Annotated in this window: 19 protein-coding genes; 11 read left to right on the top strand and 8 right to left on the bottom strand. The window is 70.9% G+C overall.

What is annotated here, in order from left to right; translation table 11 throughout:
• Positions 1-70: 70 nt before the first annotated feature.
• Genes ACWEIJ_RS14855 through hypF form a run of 6 tightly spaced genes read left to right on the top strand, consistent with a single transcriptional unit; the run spans position 71 to position 6,746 of the window.
• Positions 71-1,060 carry an NADH-quinone oxidoreductase subunit B family protein gene (locus ACWEIJ_RS14855; protein WP_449837695.1) on the top strand — a complete coding sequence of 330 codons (990 nt, stop codon included), beginning with the start codon at positions 71-73 and terminating at the stop codon, positions 1,058-1,060.
• Entirely contained in the window at positions 1,057-2,820 is a 1,764-nt protein-coding gene (locus tag ACWEIJ_RS14850; protein WP_449837694.1) for a nickel-dependent hydrogenase large subunit, read from the top strand. Before ACWEIJ_RS14855 ends, ACWEIJ_RS14850 begins: the two co-directional genes overlap by 4 nt.
• Positions 2,817-3,296: a NifU family protein gene (locus ACWEIJ_RS14845; protein WP_449837693.1), complete on the top strand. Its 480-nt coding sequence runs from the start codon at positions 2,817-2,819 to the stop codon at positions 3,294-3,296. Before ACWEIJ_RS14850 ends, ACWEIJ_RS14845 begins: the two co-directional genes overlap by 4 nt.
• Complete coding sequence (locus ACWEIJ_RS14840; RefSeq protein ID WP_449837692.1) at positions 3,293-3,913, top strand: DUF5947 family protein; 621 nt, start codon at positions 3,293-3,295, stop codon at positions 3,911-3,913. The genes ACWEIJ_RS14845 and ACWEIJ_RS14840 overlap by 4 nt, the downstream gene beginning before the upstream one ends.
• Entirely contained in the window at positions 3,910-4,542 is a 633-nt protein-coding gene (locus ACWEIJ_RS14835) for a DUF6084 family protein (protein WP_449837691.1), read from the top strand. Before ACWEIJ_RS14840 ends, ACWEIJ_RS14835 begins: the two co-directional genes overlap by 4 nt.
• On the top strand, positions 4,539-6,746 hold the full coding sequence (gene hypF, locus ACWEIJ_RS14830; RefSeq protein ID WP_449837690.1) for a carbamoyltransferase HypF: 2,208 nt from the start codon (positions 4,539-4,541) through the stop codon (positions 6,744-6,746). The genes ACWEIJ_RS14835 and hypF overlap by 4 nt, the downstream gene beginning before the upstream one ends.
• Here the strand turns inward: hypF and ACWEIJ_RS14825 are convergent.
• The 4 genes from ACWEIJ_RS14825 to ACWEIJ_RS14810 are packed head-to-tail and all read right to left on the bottom strand — an operon-like array spanning position 6,736 to position 12,068.
• Entirely contained in the window at positions 6,736-9,096 is a 2,361-nt protein-coding gene (locus ACWEIJ_RS14825; protein WP_449837689.1) for a bifunctional salicylyl-CoA 5-hydroxylase/oxidoreductase, read from the bottom strand. The genes hypF and ACWEIJ_RS14825 overlap by 11 nt on opposite strands.
• Positions 9,093-10,676 (bottom strand): AMP-binding protein, encoded by a 1,584-nt coding sequence (locus ACWEIJ_RS14820; RefSeq protein ID WP_449837688.1) that lies wholly within the window; start codon positions 10,674-10,676, stop codon positions 9,093-9,095. Before ACWEIJ_RS14820 ends, ACWEIJ_RS14825 begins: the two co-directional genes overlap by 4 nt.
• Positions 10,677-10,701: 25 nt before the next feature.
• Positions 10,702-11,589 carry an acyl-CoA thioesterase gene (locus ACWEIJ_RS14815; RefSeq protein WP_449837687.1) on the bottom strand — a complete coding sequence of 296 codons (888 nt, stop codon included), beginning with the start codon at positions 11,587-11,589 and terminating at the stop codon, positions 10,702-10,704.
• Positions 11,586-12,068: a cupin domain-containing protein gene (locus tag ACWEIJ_RS14810; RefSeq protein ID WP_449837686.1), complete on the bottom strand. Its 483-nt coding sequence runs from the start codon at positions 12,066-12,068 to the stop codon at positions 11,586-11,588. The genes ACWEIJ_RS14815 and ACWEIJ_RS14810 overlap by 4 nt, the downstream gene beginning before the upstream one ends.
• 40 nt (positions 12,069-12,108) lie before the next feature.
• On the opposite strand from ACWEIJ_RS14810, the gene ACWEIJ_RS14805 reads away from it, so the two are divergent.
• From ACWEIJ_RS14805 to ACWEIJ_RS14795, 3 genes are read left to right on the top strand one after another with little or no spacing between them, the layout of a single operon-like run.
• Complete coding sequence (locus tag ACWEIJ_RS14805; protein WP_449837685.1) at positions 12,109-12,522, top strand: RidA family protein; 414 nt, start codon at positions 12,109-12,111, stop codon at positions 12,520-12,522.
• Between the two features lie 33 nt (positions 12,523-12,555).
• Complete coding sequence (locus tag ACWEIJ_RS14800; protein WP_449837684.1) at positions 12,556-13,407, top strand: fumarylacetoacetate hydrolase family protein; 852 nt, start codon at positions 12,556-12,558, stop codon at positions 13,405-13,407.
• Positions 13,404-14,258 (top strand): PaaX family transcriptional regulator, encoded by an 855-nt coding sequence (locus ACWEIJ_RS14795; RefSeq protein ID WP_449837778.1) that lies wholly within the window; start codon positions 13,404-13,406, stop codon positions 14,256-14,258. Before ACWEIJ_RS14800 ends, ACWEIJ_RS14795 begins: the two co-directional genes overlap by 4 nt.
• Before the next feature lies 1 nt (position 14,259).
• Here ACWEIJ_RS14795 and ACWEIJ_RS14790 read toward each other — a convergent pair whose 3' ends face one another.
• Genes ACWEIJ_RS14790 through ACWEIJ_RS14780 form a run of 3 tightly spaced genes read right to left on the bottom strand, consistent with a single transcriptional unit; the run spans position 14,260 to position 16,903 of the window.
• Positions 14,260-14,910, bottom strand: a complete 651-nt coding sequence (locus tag ACWEIJ_RS14790) for a response regulator (RefSeq protein ID WP_449837683.1) — start codon at positions 14,908-14,910, stop codon at positions 14,260-14,262.
• Positions 14,907-16,079, bottom strand: a complete 1,173-nt coding sequence (locus ACWEIJ_RS14785) for a sensor histidine kinase (RefSeq protein WP_449837682.1) — start codon at positions 16,077-16,079, stop codon at positions 14,907-14,909. Before ACWEIJ_RS14785 ends, ACWEIJ_RS14790 begins: the two co-directional genes overlap by 4 nt.
• Positions 16,076-16,903: a CPBP family glutamic-type intramembrane protease gene (locus tag ACWEIJ_RS14780; RefSeq protein ID WP_449837681.1), complete on the bottom strand. Its 828-nt coding sequence runs from the start codon at positions 16,901-16,903 to the stop codon at positions 16,076-16,078. Before ACWEIJ_RS14780 ends, ACWEIJ_RS14785 begins: the two co-directional genes overlap by 4 nt.
• Before the next feature lie 188 nt (positions 16,904-17,091).
• Between ACWEIJ_RS14780 and ACWEIJ_RS14775 the strand changes: the two genes are divergently transcribed.
• Together ACWEIJ_RS14775 and ACWEIJ_RS14770 are read left to right on the top strand one after the other, a co-directional pair.
• A complete protein-coding gene (locus ACWEIJ_RS14775) occupies positions 17,092-18,168 on the top strand; it encodes a VanZ family protein (protein WP_449837680.1) in 1,077 nt (358 codons plus the stop codon).
• On the top strand, positions 18,165-18,575 hold the full coding sequence (locus ACWEIJ_RS14770) for an SRPBCC family protein (protein ID WP_449837679.1): 411 nt from the start codon (positions 18,165-18,167) through the stop codon (positions 18,573-18,575). The genes ACWEIJ_RS14775 and ACWEIJ_RS14770 overlap by 4 nt, the downstream gene beginning before the upstream one ends.
• Here ACWEIJ_RS14770 and ACWEIJ_RS14765 read toward each other — a convergent pair.
• The gene (locus tag ACWEIJ_RS14765) at positions 18,557-19,762 is read right to left on the bottom strand and encodes an extracellular catalytic domain type 2 short-chain-length polyhydroxyalkanoate depolymerase (protein ID WP_449837678.1); all 1,206 of its coding nucleotides are present in this window, start codon (positions 19,760-19,762) and stop codon (positions 18,557-18,559) included. The two genes, ACWEIJ_RS14770 and ACWEIJ_RS14765, sit on opposite strands and share 19 nt — an antisense overlap.
• Positions 19,763-19,769: the final 7 nt, after the last annotated feature.

The following is a 19,769-nucleotide window of genomic DNA, read 5'->3' as shown; positions in this document are numbered from 1 at the left end:
CCTGAAGGTGGAATATTCCACGTTCTCGAATCACCAGGGCCATTGTTCACCCCAGTGGAGGTGTCCTGAGATGACCAGGGCCGAACCGGTGGTGCACGTCCTCTGGATGAACGGCGGTCTCGGCTGCGACGGCGACTCGGTGGCGCTCACCGCCGCGACCCAGCCCAGCATCGAGGAGATCGTCCTCGGCGGCCTGCCCGGTCTGCCGAAGGTCGCGATGCACTGGCCGTTGCTCGACTTCGACAGCGGACCGAGCGCCGGTGCGGACAGCTTCATCGAGTGGTGGCACCGGGCCGACCGCGGCGAGCTCGACCCGTTCGTGCTGGTCGTCGAGGGGTCGGTGCCGGACGAGACCAACAAGCCGGCAGGCTTCTGGTGCGGCTTCGGCACCGATCCCGTCACGGGCCAGCCGATCACCACCACCGAGTGGCTGGACCGCTTGGCGCCCAAGGCCACCGCGGTGCTGGCCGTCGGCACCTGCGCGGGCTACGGCGGCATCCACGCCATGGAGGGCAACCCGACCGGGGCCATGGGCGTGCCGGACCACCTCGGCTGGGACTGGCGGTCCAAGGACGGCATCCCGATCGTGGTCGTGCCGGGGTGTCCCGTGCAGCCGGACAACCTCTCCGAGACCATCCTGCACCTGCTCTACCAGGTCGCGGGCAACGCGCCGATGATCGACCTGGACGAGGCGCTGCGCCCGAGGTGGCTGTTCGAGACGACCGTGCACGAGGGCTGCGACCGCGCCGGCTACTACGAGCAGGACGACTTCGCGCAGCGGTTCGGCTCGCCGAAGTGCCTGGTCAAGCTCGGCTGCTGGGGCCAGGTGGTGCGCTGCAACGTGCCCAAGCGCGGCTGGATCAACGGCATCGGCGGCTGCCCGAACGTCGGCGGCATCTGCATCGCCTGCACCATGCCCGGCTTCCCCGACAAGTTCATGCCGTTCATGGAGCACCCGCTCGGCGGCACCACCCCCGCACCGGCCAGAACCCTGACCGGCACCGCCATCCGCGTCCTGCGGGACGTCAGAACGAAGGCAGCGAACCCGGTAGCACCATGACCGCCAAGAACACCGATCTCGTCGAGATGACCTGGGACCCGATCACCAGGATCGTGGGCAGTCTCGGCATCCACACCAGGATCGACTGGGCCCAGCGGCGCGTCGTCGAGTGCTACAGCACCTCGTCGATCTTCCGCGGCTACAGCGTCTTCATGAAGGGCAAGGACCCGCGCGACGCGCACTTCATCACCAGCCGCATCTGCGGGATCTGCGGCGACAACCACGCGACCTGCTCGGTCTACGCGCAGAACATGGCGTACGGCGTCCGACCGCCGCACCTCGCCGAGTGGATCATCAACCTCGGTGAGGCCGCCGAGTTCCTGTTCGACCACAACATCTTCCAGGAGAACCTGGTCGGGGTGGACTACTGCGAGAAGATGGTCCGCGAGACCAACCCCGGCGTGCTCGACCTGGCCAACCGCACCGAGTCTCCGCACGCCGGCGTGCACGGCTACCGCACGATCGGCGACATCATGCGGTCGCTCAACCCGCTGGAGGGCGAGTTCTACCGCGAGGCGCTGCAGGTCTCCCGCCAGGCCAGGGAGATGTTCTGCCTGATGGAGGGCAGGCACGTGCATCCGTCCACTTTGTACCCCGGCGGGGTCGGTACGGTGGCCACGCTGCAGCTCTTCACCGACTACCTGACCCGGTTGATGCGCTACGTCGAGTTCATGAAGAAGGTCGTGCCGATGCACGACGACCTCTTCGACTTCGTCTACGCCGCGCTGCCCGGCTACGAGGAGGTCGGCCGGCGCCGGGTCCTGCTGGCGTGCTGGGGCGGCCTCAACGACCCGGAGCACTGCGACTTCACCTACCGGAACATGACGTCGTGGGGCCGCAGGATGTTCATCACGCCCGGCATCGTCGTGGACGGCGAGCTCGTCACCACCGACCTGGTCGACATCAACCTGGGCATGCGGATCCTGCTCGGCTCGTCGTTCTACGACGACTGGGAGGGCATGGACAGGTTCGTCACCCACGACGAGCTGGGCAACCCGGTCGACGCGCGCCACCCGTGGAACCAGCACACGATCCCCCGGCCCGGCAAGCGCGACTTCGGCGACCGGTACTCGTGGACGATGTCGCCGCGCTGGTTCGACGGCGAGGACCACCTGCCGCTCGACACCGGCGGCGGACCGCTGGCCCGGCTGTGGACCACCGCGCTGGCCGGGCTGGTGCGCACCGACCACGTGGAGGCCACCGGGCACAGCGTGCGGATCACGTTGCCGCGCACCATGACCAGGCCCGAGGCCACCTTCGAGTGGCGGATCCCGCGGTGGAGCAACGCGATCGAGCGCAACCGCGCCCGCACCTACTTCCAGGCCTGCACCGCCGCGCTCGCGCTGCACTTCTGCGACCGGGCACTGGCCGAGGTCCGCGGCGGGCGCACCGACACGTGGTCTGAGTTCACCGTGCCGGACGACGCGTTCAGCTGCGGCTTCACCGAGGCGGTGCGCGGCGGCCTCTCGCACCACATGGTCATCCGCGACGGCCGGATCGCGAACTACCAGCCGTACCCGCCGACGCCGTGGAACGCGAGCGTGCGCGACACCTTCGGCACGCCGGGACCGTTCGAGGACGCGGTGCAGAACACGCCGATCTTCGAGGAGAACACCAAGGAGAACTTCAAGGGCATCGACATCATGCGCACGATCCGCAGCTTCGACCCGTGCATGCCCTGCGGCGTCCACATGTCCATCGGCGCGGGCAGGACGCTGACCAAGATTCACACCCCGCACGCCTTCGCCGGTGCGTCGTGACCGGCGTCGAGGCCACCGGTGACCGGGTCGAGGAACTGCTCGCCGCCCTGCGGTCCGGCGAGGACCGGGAAACCGCGGAAGAACTCGTGCGCGAGCTCATGGGCCTCTACGGCACCGGGCTCGCCCGCGTCGTGGCCATCGTCCGGGAGCACGACGCGCAGCTGCTCGGCCGGATCGCCGCGGACGACCTGGTGAGGAGTCTTCTTCTGCTGCACGACCTGCATCCCGACGACCCGGACACCCGGATCCGCCGGGCGCTGGCCGGGCTGCCCGACGTCGAGCTCCTGGGCACCGGCGGCGGTGTGGCACGGCTGCGGCTCACCGCGGACGGATGCGGTTCGGCGGCACTGGCGCGGATCGCCGAACAGGCCGTGCTCGCCGCCGCGCCCGAGGTCACGAGCGTCGAGATCACCACGGCCGGTGCGCTGCTGCAGATCGGCGTCGGCCCGCCGCCCGGATGGGGTGTGGCGTCGTGAACCGCCAGGGCCTGCACCGCTTCACCGGCTTACCGGGCACGCCGCAGGAGCAGCTGGAGCAGCTGGAACGGTGTGAGATGTGCGCGACCCCGGTCGCGTCCCGGCACGGGCACGTGGTGGACGTCCACCGCCGCGCGTTGATGTGCGCCTGCCGCGCGTGCTTCCTGCTGTTCACCCGGCACCGGGCGCATCGGGCGAGGTACCGGGCCGTGCCGGAGCGGTACCTGGCGGATCCGGGACGACCGGTCTCCGCCCAGGAGTGGGAGGCGCTCGGCATCCCGGTCGACGCGGCGTTCCTGCTGCGCACGGACACCGGTGTCACGGTGTTCCACCCGAGCCCGGCCGGGGCGACCGAACGCGCGCTGGACGCACGCGTGTGGTTCGAGCTGGCCGCCGCCCATCCCCTGCTGACGATCGCCGAGTCCGACGTCGAGGCGATCCTGTTCCGCCGCACCGGGAACGGCGCCGACTGCTTCCTCGTGCCGATCGACGCCTGCTACCGGCTCGTGGGCACCGTCCGGCGGTACTGGACCGGGCTCGACGGCGGTGGCCTCCTGCACGACCACATCGACGAGCTGTTCGCCGAGATCAAGGACAGGGCACGGGCTGTGTCATGAAGCTGCTGGACTTCGAATGCGTTGGCGCACAGGCCAACCCCTACACCGCGGCGCCGGCGGTCACGCTGCGGCTGCGCATCACCCAGGGTTCCGGCGAGCCGGTCGACGCGATGGCGTTGCGCTGCCAGATCCGCATCGAGCCGCACCGCCGCCGTTACTCGCCGGAAGAGGCACGGCGGCTGGTTGACCTGTTCGGTGACACCGGCCGTTGGACGCGCACCCTCAAACCCGTGTCGTTCGCGACGTTGTCGACGATGGTGCCCGGCTTCACCGGCAGCACCCTCGTCGACCTCGACGTGCCGTGCAGCTACGACCTGGAGATCGCCTCGACCAAGTACTTCAACGCGCTCGACGCGGGCTCGATCCCGTTGCTGTTGTTGTTCAGCGGCACGGTCTTCTGCTCCCGTGACGGCAGGTTGCGGGTCCAGCAGGTGCCGTGGAGCAACGAGGAGTCCTTCTCCCTGCCGGTGGCCGTGTGGCGCGAGGCGGTCAACCTGCACTTCCCCGGCAGCGCGTGGTTGCGGGTGCGGCAGGAGACGATGGACTCCTTGCAGCGCTTCAGGTCCGAGCACGCGTTCACGAGCTGGGACGAGGCCGTGGCCGCGCTGCTCGGGGCGGCCGGGGCGTGAGCGCGCCGGTCGGCAGAGACCTCCGGGTCGCCGGTGTCGTGCAGGGGGTCGGTTTCCGGCCCTACGTGCACCGGCTGGCGACCCGGTTGCGGTTGTCCGGCCGGGTGGGCAACGACGTCGCCGGGGTGTTCATCGAGGTCGAGGGCGCGCCCGAGAACGTGGCGGAGTTCCTCACGGCACTGCCCCGCGACCTGCCCCCGCGGGCGCGCGTCGACCGGGTCCAGGTGACCGACTGCCCGGTGCGCGGCCTGACCGGGTTCGAGATCACCACCAGCCGGACCGGCGGACCGCGCGCCACGCTGGTGCCCGCGGACATCGGCACGTGCGCGGACTGCCTGCGCGAGCTGTTCGACCCGGCCGACCGCCGCCACCGGTACCCGTTCGTCAACTGCGCCCACTGCGGCCCGCGGTACACCATCGTGCGCGCGATGCCGTACGACCGGGCGCGCACGACCATGCTGCGCTTCCCGATGTGCCCGGCCTGCCGGTCCGAGTACACCGATCCGGCGAACCGGCGCTTCCACGCCGAACCGACGTGCTGCCGAGACTGCGGACCGCGCCTGGCGCTCGGCGAGAGCACCGACCCGCTGGCCGAGGCGGTGTCCCGGCTCGCCGACGGCCAGGTCGTGGCGATCAAGGGCCTCGGCGGCTTCCACCTCGCGGTCCTCGCCGGGCATCCCACCGCAGCGGCCGTGCTGCGCGCCCGCAAACACCGTCCGGACAAGCCGTTCGCCGTGATGGCGGCCGATCTGCGGCAGGCGGCCGCGCTGTGCGAGGTGGACGACGCCGGGCTGGCGGCGCTGATCGACGCCCGCCACCCGATCGTGCTGCTGCCCCGCCGCGGGGACGCACCCGTGGCGGACGCGGTCGCGCCGGGAACGAACGAACTGGGCCTGCTGCTGCCCTACACCCCGTTGCACCACCTGCTGTTGCGCGAGCTCGCCGAACCGATCGTGCTCACCAGCGGCAACGTCACCGACGAGCCGATCGCCCACCGGCACGCCCGATCGCTGTCGGGCGTGGCCGACGCGGTGCTCACCCACGACCGCCCGATCCGCTCCCCCGCCGACGACTCGGTGCTGCGCGCCGGCCGGGTGCTGCGCCGCGCCAGGGGTTACGCCCCCGAACCGATCGCGCTGCCCGTGCGCAGCCCGCGGCCGGTGCTCGCCTGCGGTGCCGACCTCAAGAACACCTTCTGCCTGGTCCGCGACGAGCACGCGTTCCTGTCACCGCACCTCGGCGACCTCGCGAACCACGAGACCTTCGCCGCGTTCACCAGAGGTGTCGAGCACTTCCGGCGCCTGTTCGGCATCACGCCGCGGGTGGTGGCGCACGACCTGCACCCCGACTACCGCTCCACCAGGTACGCCACCGACCTCACCGGCGTCCGCCTGGTCCCCGTGCAGCACCACCACGCGCACCTCGCGTCCTGCCTGGCCGAGAACGGCGAGACCGGCCCGGTCATCGGGGTCGCGTTCGACGGCACCGGCTACGGACCGGACGGCACGATCTGGGGCGGCGAGTTCCTGCTCGCCGACCTCGTCTCCTACCAGCGGATCGGGCACCTCGCACCGGTACCGATGCCCGGCGGTGCGGCGGCGATCCGGCAACCGTGGCGGATGGCAGCGGCGTACCTGCCCGACGTCGCGGCACCGGTGGCGCACCGCAACGATGCCCAGTGGGGAACGGTCGTGGCGATGGCGCGCAACGCCGTGAACGCGCCGCTGACCTCCAGCGCCGGCAGGCTGTTCGACGCGGCGGCCGCGTTGCTCGACGTGCGGGACGTGATCACCTACGAGGGGCAGGCGGCGGCCGAGCTGGAGCAGCGCGCCGATCCGTCCGTTGTGGACGGTTATCCGGCGCGGACCGACGGCATGGTGGTGCACGGCTCGGACCTGCTGCGCGCCCTGGTCGCCGACCGGCTGGCCGGGATCTCACCGGGCGTGGTCGCCGCCCGGTTCCACAACGGGGTGGCCGCCGCGGTGGTGAGGTGTTGCGAGGTCGCGCGGGAGGAGACCGGGCTGGGGTCGGTGGCGTTGTCCGGGGGCGTGTTCCAGAACTCGCTGCTGCTGAACCGGGTCGTCGACGGGTTGCGGCGCAGCGGGTTCCGGGTGCTGACGCATCGGCTGGTGCCGCCGAACGACGGTGGCATCAGCCTCGGGCAGGCGGCGGTGGCCGCGAGCCTGCTCGGCCTCACGTCCTGAGCAGGCTGTGCGGCCGCCACCGCACGTGGACGTTCCGGTCCACATCCTCCGCCCGCACCAACGACAATCGCGGCCGCACGGCATCGGTGCGCGCGCTCGGTGGCTTACGGCTGCCCGCCCGGAACTGGACGGGCCACTCGGCCCCGCGGTAGTCCTGTTCGGCCGCCGCGTGCAGGGTCCAGTGCGGGTCGTACAGATGGGTCCGGCCGATCGCGCACAGGTCCGCCCGGCCCGCCAGCAGGATCGAGTTCACGTCGTCGTACGAGGCGATGGCGCCGACCGCGATGACCGCCGTGCCGGTGTTCGCCGCGACCTCGTGCCGGATCCGGTCGGCGAACGGGGTCTGGTAGGAGCGGCCGAACGCCGGGTGCTCGTCCGCCGTGACCTGTCCGGAGGACACGTCGATCGCGTCCGCGCCGTGGGCGATGAACGCGCGGGCGATCTCCACGGCGTCGTGCTCGGTGTTGCCGCCCTCCGCCCAGTCGATCGCGGAGATGCGCACGATCATCGGTCGCTCGGACGGCCATGCCGCGCGGACGGCGTCGAACACCTCCAACGGGTATCGCAGCCGGTTGGCGGGCGAGCCTCCGTACGAGTCCGTGCGCTGGTTGGCGATCGGCGAGAGGAACGACGACAGCAGATAGCCGTGCGCGCAGTGCAGTTCGAGCAGGTCGAACCCCGCCTCGGCGCCACGCCGGGCGGCGGCGACGAACGACGCGGTGATCCGGTCCAGGTCGTCGCGGTCCAGCGCGCGCGGGACGGCCGATCCCGGTCCGTACGGCAGCGGTGACGGGCCGACGACCTCCCAGCCGTCGGGCAGCGGTTCGTCCATGCCCTCCCACATCAGGCGGGTCGAGCCCTTGCGGCCGGAGTGGCCCAGCTGCAGGCCGATGCGGGCGGTGCTGCGCGAGTGCACGAACGACACGATCCGCGCCCACGAGTCGCGCTGCTCGTCGTTCCACAGACCGGTGCAGCCGGGCGTGATCCGGCCCTCCGGCGACACGCACACCATCTCGGTCATCACCAGACCCGCGCCGCCCATGGCCTTCGAACCCAGGTGCACCAGGTGGAAGTCGCCCGGCACGCCGTCGACGGCCGAGTACATGTCCATCGGCGAGACGATCACGCGGTTCTTCAGCTCCAGCCGTCCCAGGCGGAACGGCTGGAACATCGCCGGGGCCGGGCCGGGAAGTCCCTGGGAGGCCGCGAAAGCGGCGTCGACGCGGTCGGCGAACTCGCGGTCGCGGGTGCGGAGGTTGTCGTAGGTGATCCGGCGGGACCGCGTGAGCAGGTTGAAGCAGAACCGGGTCGGCTCCTGGGCCGTGTACATGCCGATGTTCTCGAACCACTCCAGCGACGCCTGCGCGGCGCGTTGGGTGGACTCGACGACCGGGCGGCGCTCGGCTTCGTAGGCCGTCAGCGCGGCCGGCACGTCCGGGTGTTCGTGCAGGCAGGCGGCCAGGGCGAGCGAGTCCTCCATCGCGAGCTTGGTGCCGGAGCCGATGGAGAAGTGCGCGGTGTGCGCGGCGTCGCCGACGAGCACGAGGTTGCCGTGGTGCCACCGCTCGTTGCGCACGGTGGTGAAGCTCAGCCACTTCGAGTTGTTGGCGAACACCTCGTGGCCCGCCAGCTCCTCGGCGAACAACGAGCGGATCCGCGCGACGGCCCGTTCGTCGGAGACGCCCGGCGGGAACTCCTCACCGGTGTCGAAACCGGCCCGGCGCCACACGTCCTCGTGCATCTCGACGATGAACGTGGAACCGCTGTCGGAGTAGGGATAGCCGTGGACCTGCACGGTCCCCCACTCGGTGTCCTTGACGAAGAACTGGAACGCCTCGAAGACCCGATCCGTGCCGAGCCACATGTACTTGTTGCGCCGACAGTCCAGCATCGGCCGGAAAACGTCCGAAAAGGACTGCCGGGCCAGCGAGTTGACGCCGTCCGCGCCGACCACCAGGTCGTACGAGCCGCACAGCAGCGCGGCGTCGGGCGCGGGCGTCGAGAAGTGCACCACCACGCCGAGATCGCGGCACCGCCGCTGCAGCAGGCCGAGCAGGTCCTTGCGGCTCATCGCGGCGAACCCCTGCCCGCCGACGGTGTGACACGCACCGCGGTAGTGGATGTCGATGTCGGTCCACCGGGCGAACCGGCACGACATGGCCTCGGCGAACTCCGGGTCGGCGTTCTCGATGCCGCCGAGGGTCTCGTCGGAGAACACCACGCCGAACCCGAAGGTGACGTCCGGTGCGTCGCGTTCCCACACGGTGATGTCGTGCGCCGGGTCGAGCTGCTTCATCAGCGCGGCGAAGTACAACCCACCGGGGCCGCCGCCGACGACAGCGATCTTCACCGCGCTTCCTCCTCGACGATCTGGCGCAGTGCGAACCGCTGCAGCTTGCCGCTCGCGTTGCGCGGCAACGACGTCCGGAACCGCACGTCGCGCGGGTACTTGTAGGGTGCGATGGTCCGCTTCACGTGGTCCTGGATCTCCCTGGCCTTCGCGGCATCGCCCGTCACGCCGTCCCGCAGCACCACGAACGCGCACACGACCGAACCGCGTTCCTCGTCGGGCTTGGCGACGACGGCCGACTCCAGCACGTCGGGGTGGCTGTCGATGGCCTCCTCGACCTCGGGGCCGCCGATGTTGTAGCCGGACGAGACGATCATGTGGTCGCTGCGCGCGTGGTAGTGGAAGTAGCCGTCCTCGTCGCGGTGGAAGACGTCGCCGGTGACGTTCCACCCGCCCACGACGTAGTCCTTCTGGCGGGCGTCGTCGAGGTAGCGGCAGCCGACCGGGCCGATCACACCCAGCCGTCCGGGTTCACCGGGGCCGAGCTCCTCGCCGTCGGGACCGAGCACGGTGGCGCGGTAGCCGGGCACGGGCCTGCCGGTCGAACCGGGCCGGATGTCGTCACCGGCGGCGGAGATGAAGATGTGCAACAACTCCGTGGCACCGATGCCGTCGATCACCCGCAGCCCCAGCCGTTCCTCCAGCCGCAGCCAGGTCTCCAGCGGGATGTGCTCACCGGCCGACACCGCGGTGCGCAACCCGCGGAGCCTGCCTTCGACGCCGTCGCGCAGGATCGCCTTGTACGCCGTCGGCGCCGTCGCGAGCACCGTCACCCCTTGCTGTTCCACGAACTCCGCGACCTGAGCGGGCGTGGCGGCCTCGGTGAGCAGGGCGCAGGCACCGGCCCGCAGCGGGAAGACCACGAGCATGCCCAGGCCGAACGTGAACGCGAACGGCGCGGTGCAGGCGACGAGGTCGTCCTGGCGCAACCGCAGCACGTGCCGGCCGAAGGTGTTGTCGATGGACAGCACGTCCCGGTGGAAGTGCACGGTGATCTTCGGCGAGCCGGTGCTCCCGGACGTCGGCGCCAGCAGCGCCACGTCGTCGGCCGCGGTGTCCACGGCGGTGAACTCCCCCGGCTTGGTCCCGGCGCGTGCCACGAGGTCGTCGTACGGCACCACCGCGAGCGACGGCAGGGCGCGCACGTCCTCGACGAACCTGTTGTCCACCAACGCAATCGACGGACAGGTGCGCTCCACAATGGGCATCAGCTCGCGGGCACGCAACGCCGCCATGGTCGTCACCACGACACCACCGGCCTTGAGCACGCCGAGCCAGGCGGCCACCGTCCACGGGTTGTTGGGCGACCGCAGCAGCACCCGTTGTCCCGGCACGAGACCGAAGTCCTCGGTCAGCACCTCGGCCACCTGGTCGCAGCGCCGGCGCAGCTCGCCGTACGACCAGATCTCACCGGCGGGCGTGCGCAGCGCCGGGCGGTCCGGCCCGAACCGCGACACCGCCACGTCGATCAGCTCACCGGCGGCGTTGAGGCGTTGCGGGTACTGCAGCTCGGGCGTGGTGAACTCGATCGTCGGCCACAGCGCGGCGGGCGGGAGGTGGTCGCGAGCGAAGGTGTCCATGGTCAGTCCTTCCGCGGGCGGCGGGTCAGGAAGCGCGGATCATGCCCTCCTGGGCAACGGTGGCGAGGTGACGCCGGTCGCGGGTGAAGAAGCGCCCGTGACCCAGACCGCGCCCGCCGTCGGCGGCGACGGCCTCCTGCACGTACAGCAACCAGTCGCCGACCGGCGCCTGGCGGTGGAACCACATGGCGTGGTCGAGGCTCGCGGTGACCAGTCCCGGCTGCGCCCAGGGCAGGCCGAGCACCCGCAGGACCGGCTCCAGGATCGTGTAGTCGCACATGTACGCCAGTGCGGCCAGGTCGCGCTGGGCGTCGGTCAGCCCGTCGACCGGGCGCAGCGGGTCGAACGGCTTGAGCCACACCGCCTGGTGCGGCACCCGTTCGCCCTCGACCGAGAGGTAGACCGGACCGGGCACGTGCCGCATGTCGAAGCCGCGGCCACCGGACCAGTAGGCCTTCGAGCCCTCGGTCATCGTGCCGCCGCTGCGGCCGGCGAGGTATTCCTCCGAGCTGGGCAGGGTTTCCGGGCCGGGAACGTCGTCGGTGAACTCGGCCTCGAAGCTGCCGCCGGGCTCGCCGGCCGCGAAGTTCGCGAGGCAGACGTAGAGCGGTTTGCCGTTCTGGTAGCCGCGGACCTGCCGGGTGCTGTAGCCGCGTCCGTCGCGCAGCAGCTCCACCTCGTAGCGCACCTGGGCGCCGATGTCGGCCGGACGCAGGAAGTAGCTGTGCATCGAGTGCAGCGTCTTGCCGTCGGTCACCGACCGCATCGCGGCGGCGGCCGCGGCGGCCACGAGATCTCCCCCGTACGCCTTGGGCCACGGGCACGGCTGCGTGACGGCCGTGAACGCCAGGTCGAAGTGCTCCGGATCGGCCTTCTCCAGCCTGATCGCGTCCGTGAAGACGGCCGAGGTCATCGGCTCAGCCAGTCGCGCAGGTCCTCGTCCGGCACGTCGGCCAGGTTGACGACGATGTTCTCCGGCGTGCGCGTCGTCATCCACGTGAGCGGCTTGGAGCGCGACAGGTTGCACTCGATGTGCGGCATGAACGGCGGCACGAACACCCAGTCGCCCTCCTCCATGTCGACGTAGTCCTCGAACCTCTCGCCGAAGTAGATCCGCGCCCGGCCGGACAGGACGTACCCGCCGGTCTCGGCCTCGCCGTGGTGGTGGGTGACGGAGCGGTAGCCGGGTTCGTTGGTGACCTTGCCGAACCACAGCTTCGTGGCCGGGGTGTGCTGAATGCTCACGCCCGAGACCCGGATCGCGCCACCGGAGTTCGCGGTGTCCGGGTTCTCCATGCCACCGCGCGTGACCACCGGCGCGACGAGTCCGCTGGGCAGCCGGTACATCGAATTGTCGCCTTCGAGGCGGTACTTGCCGAGGTCAGGCTCCATATATCGCATTCTTCACCGTCGTCAGATATTGTCAATACTCATGAGGCCCGTAGCGGTGAACCCAGCCAGCCTGCCCAAGCCGAGCGGCTACTCGCACGGCACGCTCGCCGGCACCACGCTGTACCTGGGTGGCCAGACCGCCCTCGACGCGGACATGAAGATCGTCCCCGGCGGCATCGTCGAGCAGTTCCGCCAGGCGTTCGGCAACGTGCTGACCACGTTGCGCGAGGCGGGCGGCGAACCGGAGGACCTGGTCAGCATCACGATCTACCTCACCGACATCCCCGGCTACCAGGCGCACGGCAAGGAGATCGGCGAGGTGTGGCGCGAGCTCGCCGGACCCGTCTACCCGGCCATGGCCGGCATCGGCTGCACGGCGCTGTGGCAGCCCGAGGCCCTGATCGAGATCCTCGGGGTCGCGGTGATCCCGCAAGAGCGCGTGATCCAGAAATAGCGGTTTCATGATCAGCGAAATGAAGACGCGATAGTGAAGCTCGCTGCCGTCGTCGTCGACGGGGTTCGCCGCGCCGGTGTCGTGGACGTGACCGAGCAGACGATCACCTTGCTGCCGTCCACTGTGGACGACATCGTCCGCGGCGGCCCGACGGGCGAGCGAGGTGAGGTCCTGCCGCTGTCCGGCATCCGGCTGGAGGCACCGCTGCACCGCTTCAACCGCGACGTGCTGTGCACCGGCTGGAACTACCTCGACCACTTCGAGGAGTCGAAGGGCAGGCGCGACGGACAGGATCCCGCGTCCCCGCCGGAACGCCCGACGTTCTTCACCAAGGGCCCGGACACCGTCATCGGCCCCACCGACGACATCGCCTACGACCCGCGGATCTCCTCGAAGTGGGACTACGAGGCCGAGATCGCCCTGGTCATCGGCCGCGACGGCCGGTCGATCCCGGAGGAGAAGGCGCTCGACCACGTCTTCGGTCTCCTGGTCGCCAACGACGTCTCGCAACGCGATCTCCAACGCGCGCACGGAGGACAGTGGCTCAAGGGCAAGAGCATCGACGCCACCATGCCGCTCGGCCCGTGGATCACCACAGCGGACGAGGTCGACCTGACCGATCTCCAGGTGCAATGCGAGGTCAACGGCGTGCTGCGGCAGAACGCCTCCAGCGCGCAGATGGCGTTCCCCTTCGCCCGGATCATCGCCGAGCTCAGCCACGGCATGACCCTGCGCGCCGGGGACGTGCTCCTCACCGGCACGCCCAGCGGCATCGGCAACGCCCGTGAGCCGCAGGTCTTCCTGGACGACGGCGACGTCGTGGTGACTCGCGTGAGCGGGCTGGGCGAGCTGCGCAACACTGTCACCCTGACCGATCTCGGCTGACAAGGAGCAGGGCACTGAACGTCGCGCTGACCACAGAACCGGCGGCCGGACGCGACCGGCTCGGCCCGCTCATCGTCACGATCTTCGGCCTCTACGCGCGGGGCGAGGACAACTGGCTCTCCGTCGCGTCCGTCGTGCAGCTCATGGCGGACCTCGGCGTGGAGGGCCAGGCCGCCCGGTCCTCGATCTCCCGCCTCAAGCGCCGCGGCGTGGTCCGCAGCGACCGCCGCGACGGCGCCGCCGGCTACGCCCTGTCCGAACAGACCCTGGAAACGCTCGCCGAGGGCGACGCGCGGATCTTCGAACGCCGCCGCGCGACCACCGAGGACGGCTGGCTCGTGGTCGTGTTCTCCGTGCCGGAGTCGGAACGCGAGAAGCGCCACGAGCTGCGCACCAGCCTGACCCAGCTCGGTTTCGGCACCGCCGCGCCGGGTGTGTGGGTGGCGCCGGGCAACCTCGCCACCGAGACCCGCCGCACCCTGGAACGCCGCGGCCTGGCCGAGTACGTGGACATCTTCACCGGGCAGCACTTCGCGTTCGGGGACCTGCGGTCGAAGGTGCGGTCCTGGTGGGACCTGGACGAGCTGGCCGACCTGTACGCGGACTTCGTGCGCCGCCATCGGCCCGTGCTCGAAGCGCTCCCGACGGGGTCGCCGGAGCAGGCGTTCCAGCTGTACGTGCCGATGCTGACCCAGTGGCGGCGGCTGCCCTACAGCGATCCCGGCCTACCGCTGTCGTTGCTGCCGCCCGGGTGGAACGGCGTGACGGCCGAGGCGTTGTTCGAGGAGCTCAACGGCACGTTGAGCGCCCCCGCGCGCGAGCACGCGCTGACGGTGATCCACGGGCGCTGAGTCAGACCACCAGGCCGTGCCGGAAGGCGTAGACGACGGCCTGGACGCGATCGCGCAGGTCCAGCTTGGTGAGGATGCGCGACACGTACGTCTTGACCGTCTCGTGGCTGAGCACCAGCGCGGCCGCGATCTCGCTGTTGGACAGGCCTTCCGCGATGAGGCGCAGCACCTCCAGCTCCCGCGCGGTCAGCGGCGCCTCCCGCGGTGCGCCGGCCGGCCGGATGCGTTCGGCGTACCGGCCGACGAGCTGCCGGGTCACCTCGGGTGCGAGCAACGCCGCGCCGGCCGCGACCGTGCGGATGCCGTGCAGCAACTGGGTGGGCGGCGCGTCCTTCAGCAGGAACCCGCTGGCGCCCGCGCGCAACGCCTCGTACACGTACTCGTCGAGGTTGAACGTCGTCACCACGAGCACCTTCGCGGGACTGGCGACGCCGGCGCCCGCCAGCAGCCGGGTGGCCTCGATGCCGTCGAGCACCGGCATCCGGACGTCCATCACGACCACGTCCGGCTGCAGCCGCGCCGCCAGGTCGACCGCCGCGCGCCCGTCGCCGCACTCGCCGACCACCTCGAGGTCGGGCTGCGCGTCGATGATCGTCGCGAACCCGGTGCGGATCAGCGCCTGGTCGTCGCAGACCAGCACCCGTGTCGTCACGCCGGAATCCTCGCCCGCACCACGAAAGCGCGGTCCCGCCGGTCCGCGCGGAACTCGCCGCCGAGCAGGGCGACCCGCTCGCGCAGCCCGTCGAGCCCCCGCCCGCTGCCACCCGGTGAGGCGAACGAACTCGTGCCTTCGGTGCGGATCTCCACCACGATCTCGCCTTCGCCGTGCCGGACGTGCACTGTCGTCGGCCTGCCATGCGCGTGTTTGAGGGCGTTGGTCAACGCCTCCTGCACCACCCGGTACGCCACCACCTTCGCGCTGCTCGGCACCGGCGCGCCCTCCTCGACGAGCTCGACGGGTTGCCCGGCCTGCCTGGTCTGCTCCACCAGCGTGGCCAGGTCACCGATCGGCTGCACGCCGAGGTCGCCGGCGGACGCGACGTGCCCATCGGCGGCGGCAGGGACGCGCGAACCGACGCCGTGGTCCGGGTTCAGCAGATCCAGCAGGTGCCGCAGGTCCGCGATGGACCTGCGGCCGGTGTCGGTGATCGCCGTCAGCGTCTGGTCGAGACGGTCCGGCGCGGACGTCAGGTACCGCGCCGCCTCCGCCTGCACCACCATCGCCGTCACGTGGTGGGTGACGACGTCGTGCAGCTCTCGCGCGATGCGGGTGCGTTCCGCGAGGCGCGTCGCCTCGGCCACGTGCCGGCGGCGCTCCTCCTCGGCGAACCTGGACAGCCGCAGCCACGCCCCGATCACCCACGCGGCGGCCAGCGCCAGGTAGAAGGTCACGAACCCGGCCACGCCCTCACCGGAGCCCTGCCGGTCGAGCGCGAGAGCCAGCGGCACGTAGGCGGCGGAGGCGAGCACCGCGATGGTGCGCCGGTGGTGGCCGAGGTGCAGGCCCGTGCTCAGCAGTGCGATGGGCAGCGCGGTGCCCGCGACCGAGTGGTAGCCGAGGAGCTGGTCGGCCGCGAACCCGGCGGACACCAGGGCGAGGCTGACGAGCGGCCACCGCCGGCGCACGACCAGCGGCAGGCATTCCAGCGCGATCACGGCCACGGCGAGGGTGTCCATCGGGCGGCTCGGCAGGTCGCCCAGCTGCGTGCCGCGGTGCTGCAGCGCGGGCACCAGCGAGGCGAGTGCCAGTGCGAGCGCGATGGGGACGTCCCGGACCACGACGCCCGACCGTCGCCACAGCTCCGCGATCTGCCGGATCACGCGGTGAGCGTAGCCGTCGGGGTGGACCGGCGGCGGAAGGGCACGACGGTGCCGCGGCGCCGTGCCAGCCGCAGGAACGCGATCGTCACCACCACGCCCGCCAGCACCGAGAACACGCTCGCCTCCGGGCCGAACTCGCCGCCGCCGATCAGCAGCGGGCCGGACGTCACGCCGTCCAGCACGCCGCGCGGAGCGTCCGTGCCGGAGACGCTGGCGCCGAAAACGCCGCCCTGCACGAAGTTCCAGCCGAAGTGCACGCCGATCGGCACCCACAGGTTGCGCGTGGCGGTGTAGGCGGCGGCGAGCATGAAACCGCCCGCGATCGCGATGGCGAGCGCGCTCCACACCGTGGCGTGCGGGTTGAACAGGTGCGCCGCGCCGAACAGCAGGCCGGTGAGCGCGAGCGACACCCATGTGCCGAGCCGGCGTTCGGCCAGGCGGAAGAGCACGCCGCGGAACATCAGCTCCTCCGCGACGACGGCGGCGGCCTGGAAGCCGAGCAGCGCCACCGCTCCTGCCGCGGAACCCCAGCCATGAACCTCGTAGCCGCCGAACAGCGCGATGGTCGCGATCACGGCGGTGAACATCCCGCCACCGATCAGCACCCCTCGTCCGAACGCGGCGCGCGCTCCCCGCACGGCCACTTCGGCCGGTTCCCGCCGTTCGGTCCACCGCACCACCCGCGCGTACACGAGCAGCGACGCCGCGGCCACCGCCAGGCCGGCCACCAGCGTGAGCGGGGCGTTCCACTGCATCAGGCCGACGGCCGCACTACCGGCGAAGGCCATCAGCACAACCGCACCGAGCTGCCACAACAGGCGCATGATCATTCCTCCCGTGAGACGTCGCGCTGAAAGTTATGGGCTTCGCGGCGGGAAATCGTCACCACGCGGTGGACATCTGCCGGTAGCTCGCTCGGGGGACACCGACCGGCGCCATCCGCGTGGTCCGTCCGATGGATCTTCGCCTCACCTGGTTTGGGGAGGGGACGCCAACGGGCACTGGACCGCTCATGATGGCGTCGTACTGGGACTCCGCGCGGACCGGATTCCTGGCGTTCGTGGGTATCGGGCTGTTGGTGCTCATCCCGCTGGTCTTGTTGCACTACCTTCGGTTCGGCCGCGTGGAACCGCGTCGGGCGTTCGTGCTGTACGGGCTGCTGGCCTACGGGCTCGTTGCGCTGGCGCTGATCTTCCTCCCGTTCCCCGACGACCCGGCCCGGACGTGCCACGGCGAGCAGATGCTGTCCACGGTCCCGTTCCAGTGGGTCACCGACATGAACAACAACCTGGCGGCCAACGGGCGGTACGGCATCGCCGCGATGGTGCGGTCGCAGGTGTTCCTGCAGCAGCTGTTCAACGTGGCGTTGTTCGTCCCGCTCGGTGTGGTGCTGCGCAAGGCGTACGGCAAGGGGCCGCTCGCCGTGATCGCCATCGGGTTCGGTCTCTCGCTGGCCGTCGAAGTCGTGCAGTACACCGGAAACCTCGGCTTCTACCCGTGCCCGTACCGGATCGCCGACGTGGACGACCTGATCTCGAACACCGCCGGCGCCCTGGTGGGGTGGATGCTCGCGCCCGCCGCGCTGGTAGTGCCCAGGGTGCCGTCGTCCGACGACGCGACCGCGCCGGAAGGGACCGTGACGGTGCCGCGCCGGCTGCTCGGCCTGGCCGCCGAGCTCGTGCTGGTGCTCTCGTTCACGAAGCTGGTGCTGCACTCCGATCCGCGCTGGGCCCTGTGCGTGCTGGCGGCGATGCGCGTCGTGCTGCCGGCCGTCACGGGCGGGTGGACGGTCGGCGGGTGGTTGATGCGCTACCGGATCCGCGCCGAGGACGGTTCCCGCGCCGACCCGGCCCGGCTGGCGTTGCGCGAACTGCTCGGCGCGACCGGCCTGCTGACCTACGCGACCGTCGTGTCACCGCTGGTCGATCTCGGCCGGCTGGACCTGGTCGTGGTGGCGTTCTTCGCGCTCGGGGCGTTCGTCGACCCGGTGTTCCGGCGTGACCAGCGCGGGTGGCACGAACGCGCGGCCCGCACGCGCGACGTCCCGCAGTTCGCCGCGGCCGCCGATCGGGTACCCCGCGTCCCATGACGACCTACACGCACACGGCCGAGGCCGACATCGCGGCCGACACGCTGTTCGGTTTCCTGGCCGAGCCCAGGAACCTCCCCCGCTACTTCCCGCAGATGACCGCCGCCGAGCCGGAGGGCGGCGAGCAGGTGCACGTGGAGGCCGAGGTGCACGGCCACCACGTGGACGGCGAGGCGTGGGTGCGGCCGGACCCGCGGCGGCGGCGCCTCGAATGGGGTGCCGAGGGTCCGGACGACTACCACGGCGAGCTGCAGATCGAGGAGCTGGCGCCGGACCGGTCGCGCATCACGGTGAGCCTGCACAGCGTGCGGGAGGCGCAGGGCGACGAGGTGCAGCGAGGCCTGGAGGAGACCGTCGCCGCGCTCGCCCGGGCCGCGACCGCCGACGATCAGCACTTCACCCAGTAGTTCGATGAGGTCTGCCGGATGCTGCTGGTCGTGAACGTGTTCCACAGGCCAAGGGGCTGGTTCGAGCCCAACGCGTAGGTCTGCCCCAACGAGGCGTAGGCGCGACCGGCGGTGGTGTGGGCGTAGTTGCTCGCGGTGACGCAGTCCGGAACCGGTGGCGTGGTCGGCCCTCCGGTGCTCAGCGCCTTGACCATGTTCACGATGGCGGTCATCTGCGGACCGGACTTGAGCGGGTACTGGGCGGACTGGTAACCCCACCAGTCCCAGCAGCCGCGCGGGTTGCCCGTCATCGTGGTGGCCTGCGGGTACAGCACGATCATGTTGTTGGTGTCGGCGTACTCGTTGAGATAGCTCTTGTCCAGCAACGCGTTCCCGACCAGGCCGTAGTACTGGTAGCACCCGTGCAGCGTCACCATCAGCTTGCACGGCCCGCTGTCGCACGCCCTTGGCACGTAAGCGAAACCCTCACGCCCCATGCTGACCGCCGCCGGGTTCCCGCCGGGCACGTACAGGCCCTGGTCGAACTGGACGAGCCTGCCCGACACCCCGGCCGCGGCCGGGTTCACCTGACCGAACAGGTGCGTGAGCATCTCCTTCACCGGATCGGCCGTCCCGCAGTTGTTGATGTACGGCGAAGACGTGGCACCGCAGCTGTTCGGGCCGATCGGGCTGACCCACGCGTGCCCGGCCGCACTGCTGTTGTCGTAGACCACGCGCGCGCCGAAGTCGCGGTAGTACGTGGCGAGATCGTCGTTCACCGCCCGGTCCACGGTCTGGTCGGCTGTGCCGTGGAACAGCCACACGGGATCACCGGACAGGTTCTGCGGCGGGTCGACGGTGCCCGCCGCCGCGCGGTTGCGGGTCAGCTGCTCCAGTTCGGCCGGCGTCTTGCGGGCTTGGAACGTGTCCATGCACGCGTACAGGGCGGTGTTGACGTTGTTCTGCGCGCAGTCGTAGGCACCGGCGGAGAAGATGCCCGCGCCCTGGAAAACGCTGGAATAGGCGACGTGCAGCTGGTTGGCCAGGTAGCCGCCCGACGACACCCCGCTCACGTAGGTGCCGGTGATGTCGTGCTTGCCGAGCGTGCCGGTCTGCGGCGGCGGAACCGCCGCGACCGACGTCGACAGGGACGCGGCGGCCAGGCCCGTGGCCGCCGCGAGTGCCAGGAACGCGTTGCTCCACCGCATGTGCTCG

This window comes from Lentzea sp. NPDC004789, assembly GCF_053601075.1.
Note: the sequence above shows the minus strand (reverse complement) of the source record. Positions and strands in the feature narration are given on the sequence as shown.

Excerpts from the sequence above, each read along its gene's own strand:
- ACWEIJ_RS14855 (WP_449837695.1), top strand. The coding sequence starts at position 71 with ATGACCAGGGCCGAACCGGTGGTGCACGTCCTCTGGATGAACGGCGGT.
- ACWEIJ_RS14850 (WP_449837694.1), top strand. The coding sequence starts at position 1,057 with ATGACCGCCAAGAACACCGATCTCGTCGAGATGACCTGGGACCCGATC.
- ACWEIJ_RS14835 (WP_449837691.1), top strand. The coding sequence starts at position 3,910 with ATGAAGCTGCTGGACTTCGAATGCGTTGGCGCACAGGCCAACCCCTAC.
- ACWEIJ_RS14820 (WP_449837688.1), bottom strand. The coding sequence starts at position 10,676 with ATGGACACCTTCGCTCGCGACCACCTCCCGCCCGCCGCGCTGTGGCCG.
- ACWEIJ_RS14815 (WP_449837687.1), bottom strand. The coding sequence starts at position 11,589 with ATGACCTCGGCCGTCTTCACGGACGCGATCAGGCTGGAGAAGGCCGAT.
- ACWEIJ_RS14810 (WP_449837686.1), bottom strand. The coding sequence starts at position 12,068 with ATGGAGCCTGACCTCGGCAAGTACCGCCTCGAAGGCGACAATTCGATG.
- ACWEIJ_RS14805 (WP_449837685.1), top strand. The coding sequence starts at position 12,109 with ATGAGGCCCGTAGCGGTGAACCCAGCCAGCCTGCCCAAGCCGAGCGGC.
- ACWEIJ_RS14780 (WP_449837681.1), bottom strand. The coding sequence starts at position 16,903 with ATGCGCCTGTTGTGGCAGCTCGGTGCGGTTGTGCTGATGGCCTTCGCC.
- ACWEIJ_RS14775 (WP_449837680.1), top strand. The coding sequence starts at position 17,092 with ATGATGGCGTCGTACTGGGACTCCGCGCGGACCGGATTCCTGGCGTTC.
- ACWEIJ_RS14770 (WP_449837679.1), top strand. The coding sequence starts at position 18,165 with ATGACGACCTACACGCACACGGCCGAGGCCGACATCGCGGCCGACACG.
- ACWEIJ_RS14765 (WP_449837678.1), bottom strand. The coding sequence starts at position 19,762 with ATGCGGTGGAGCAACGCGTTCCTGGCACTCGCGGCGGCCACGGGCCTG.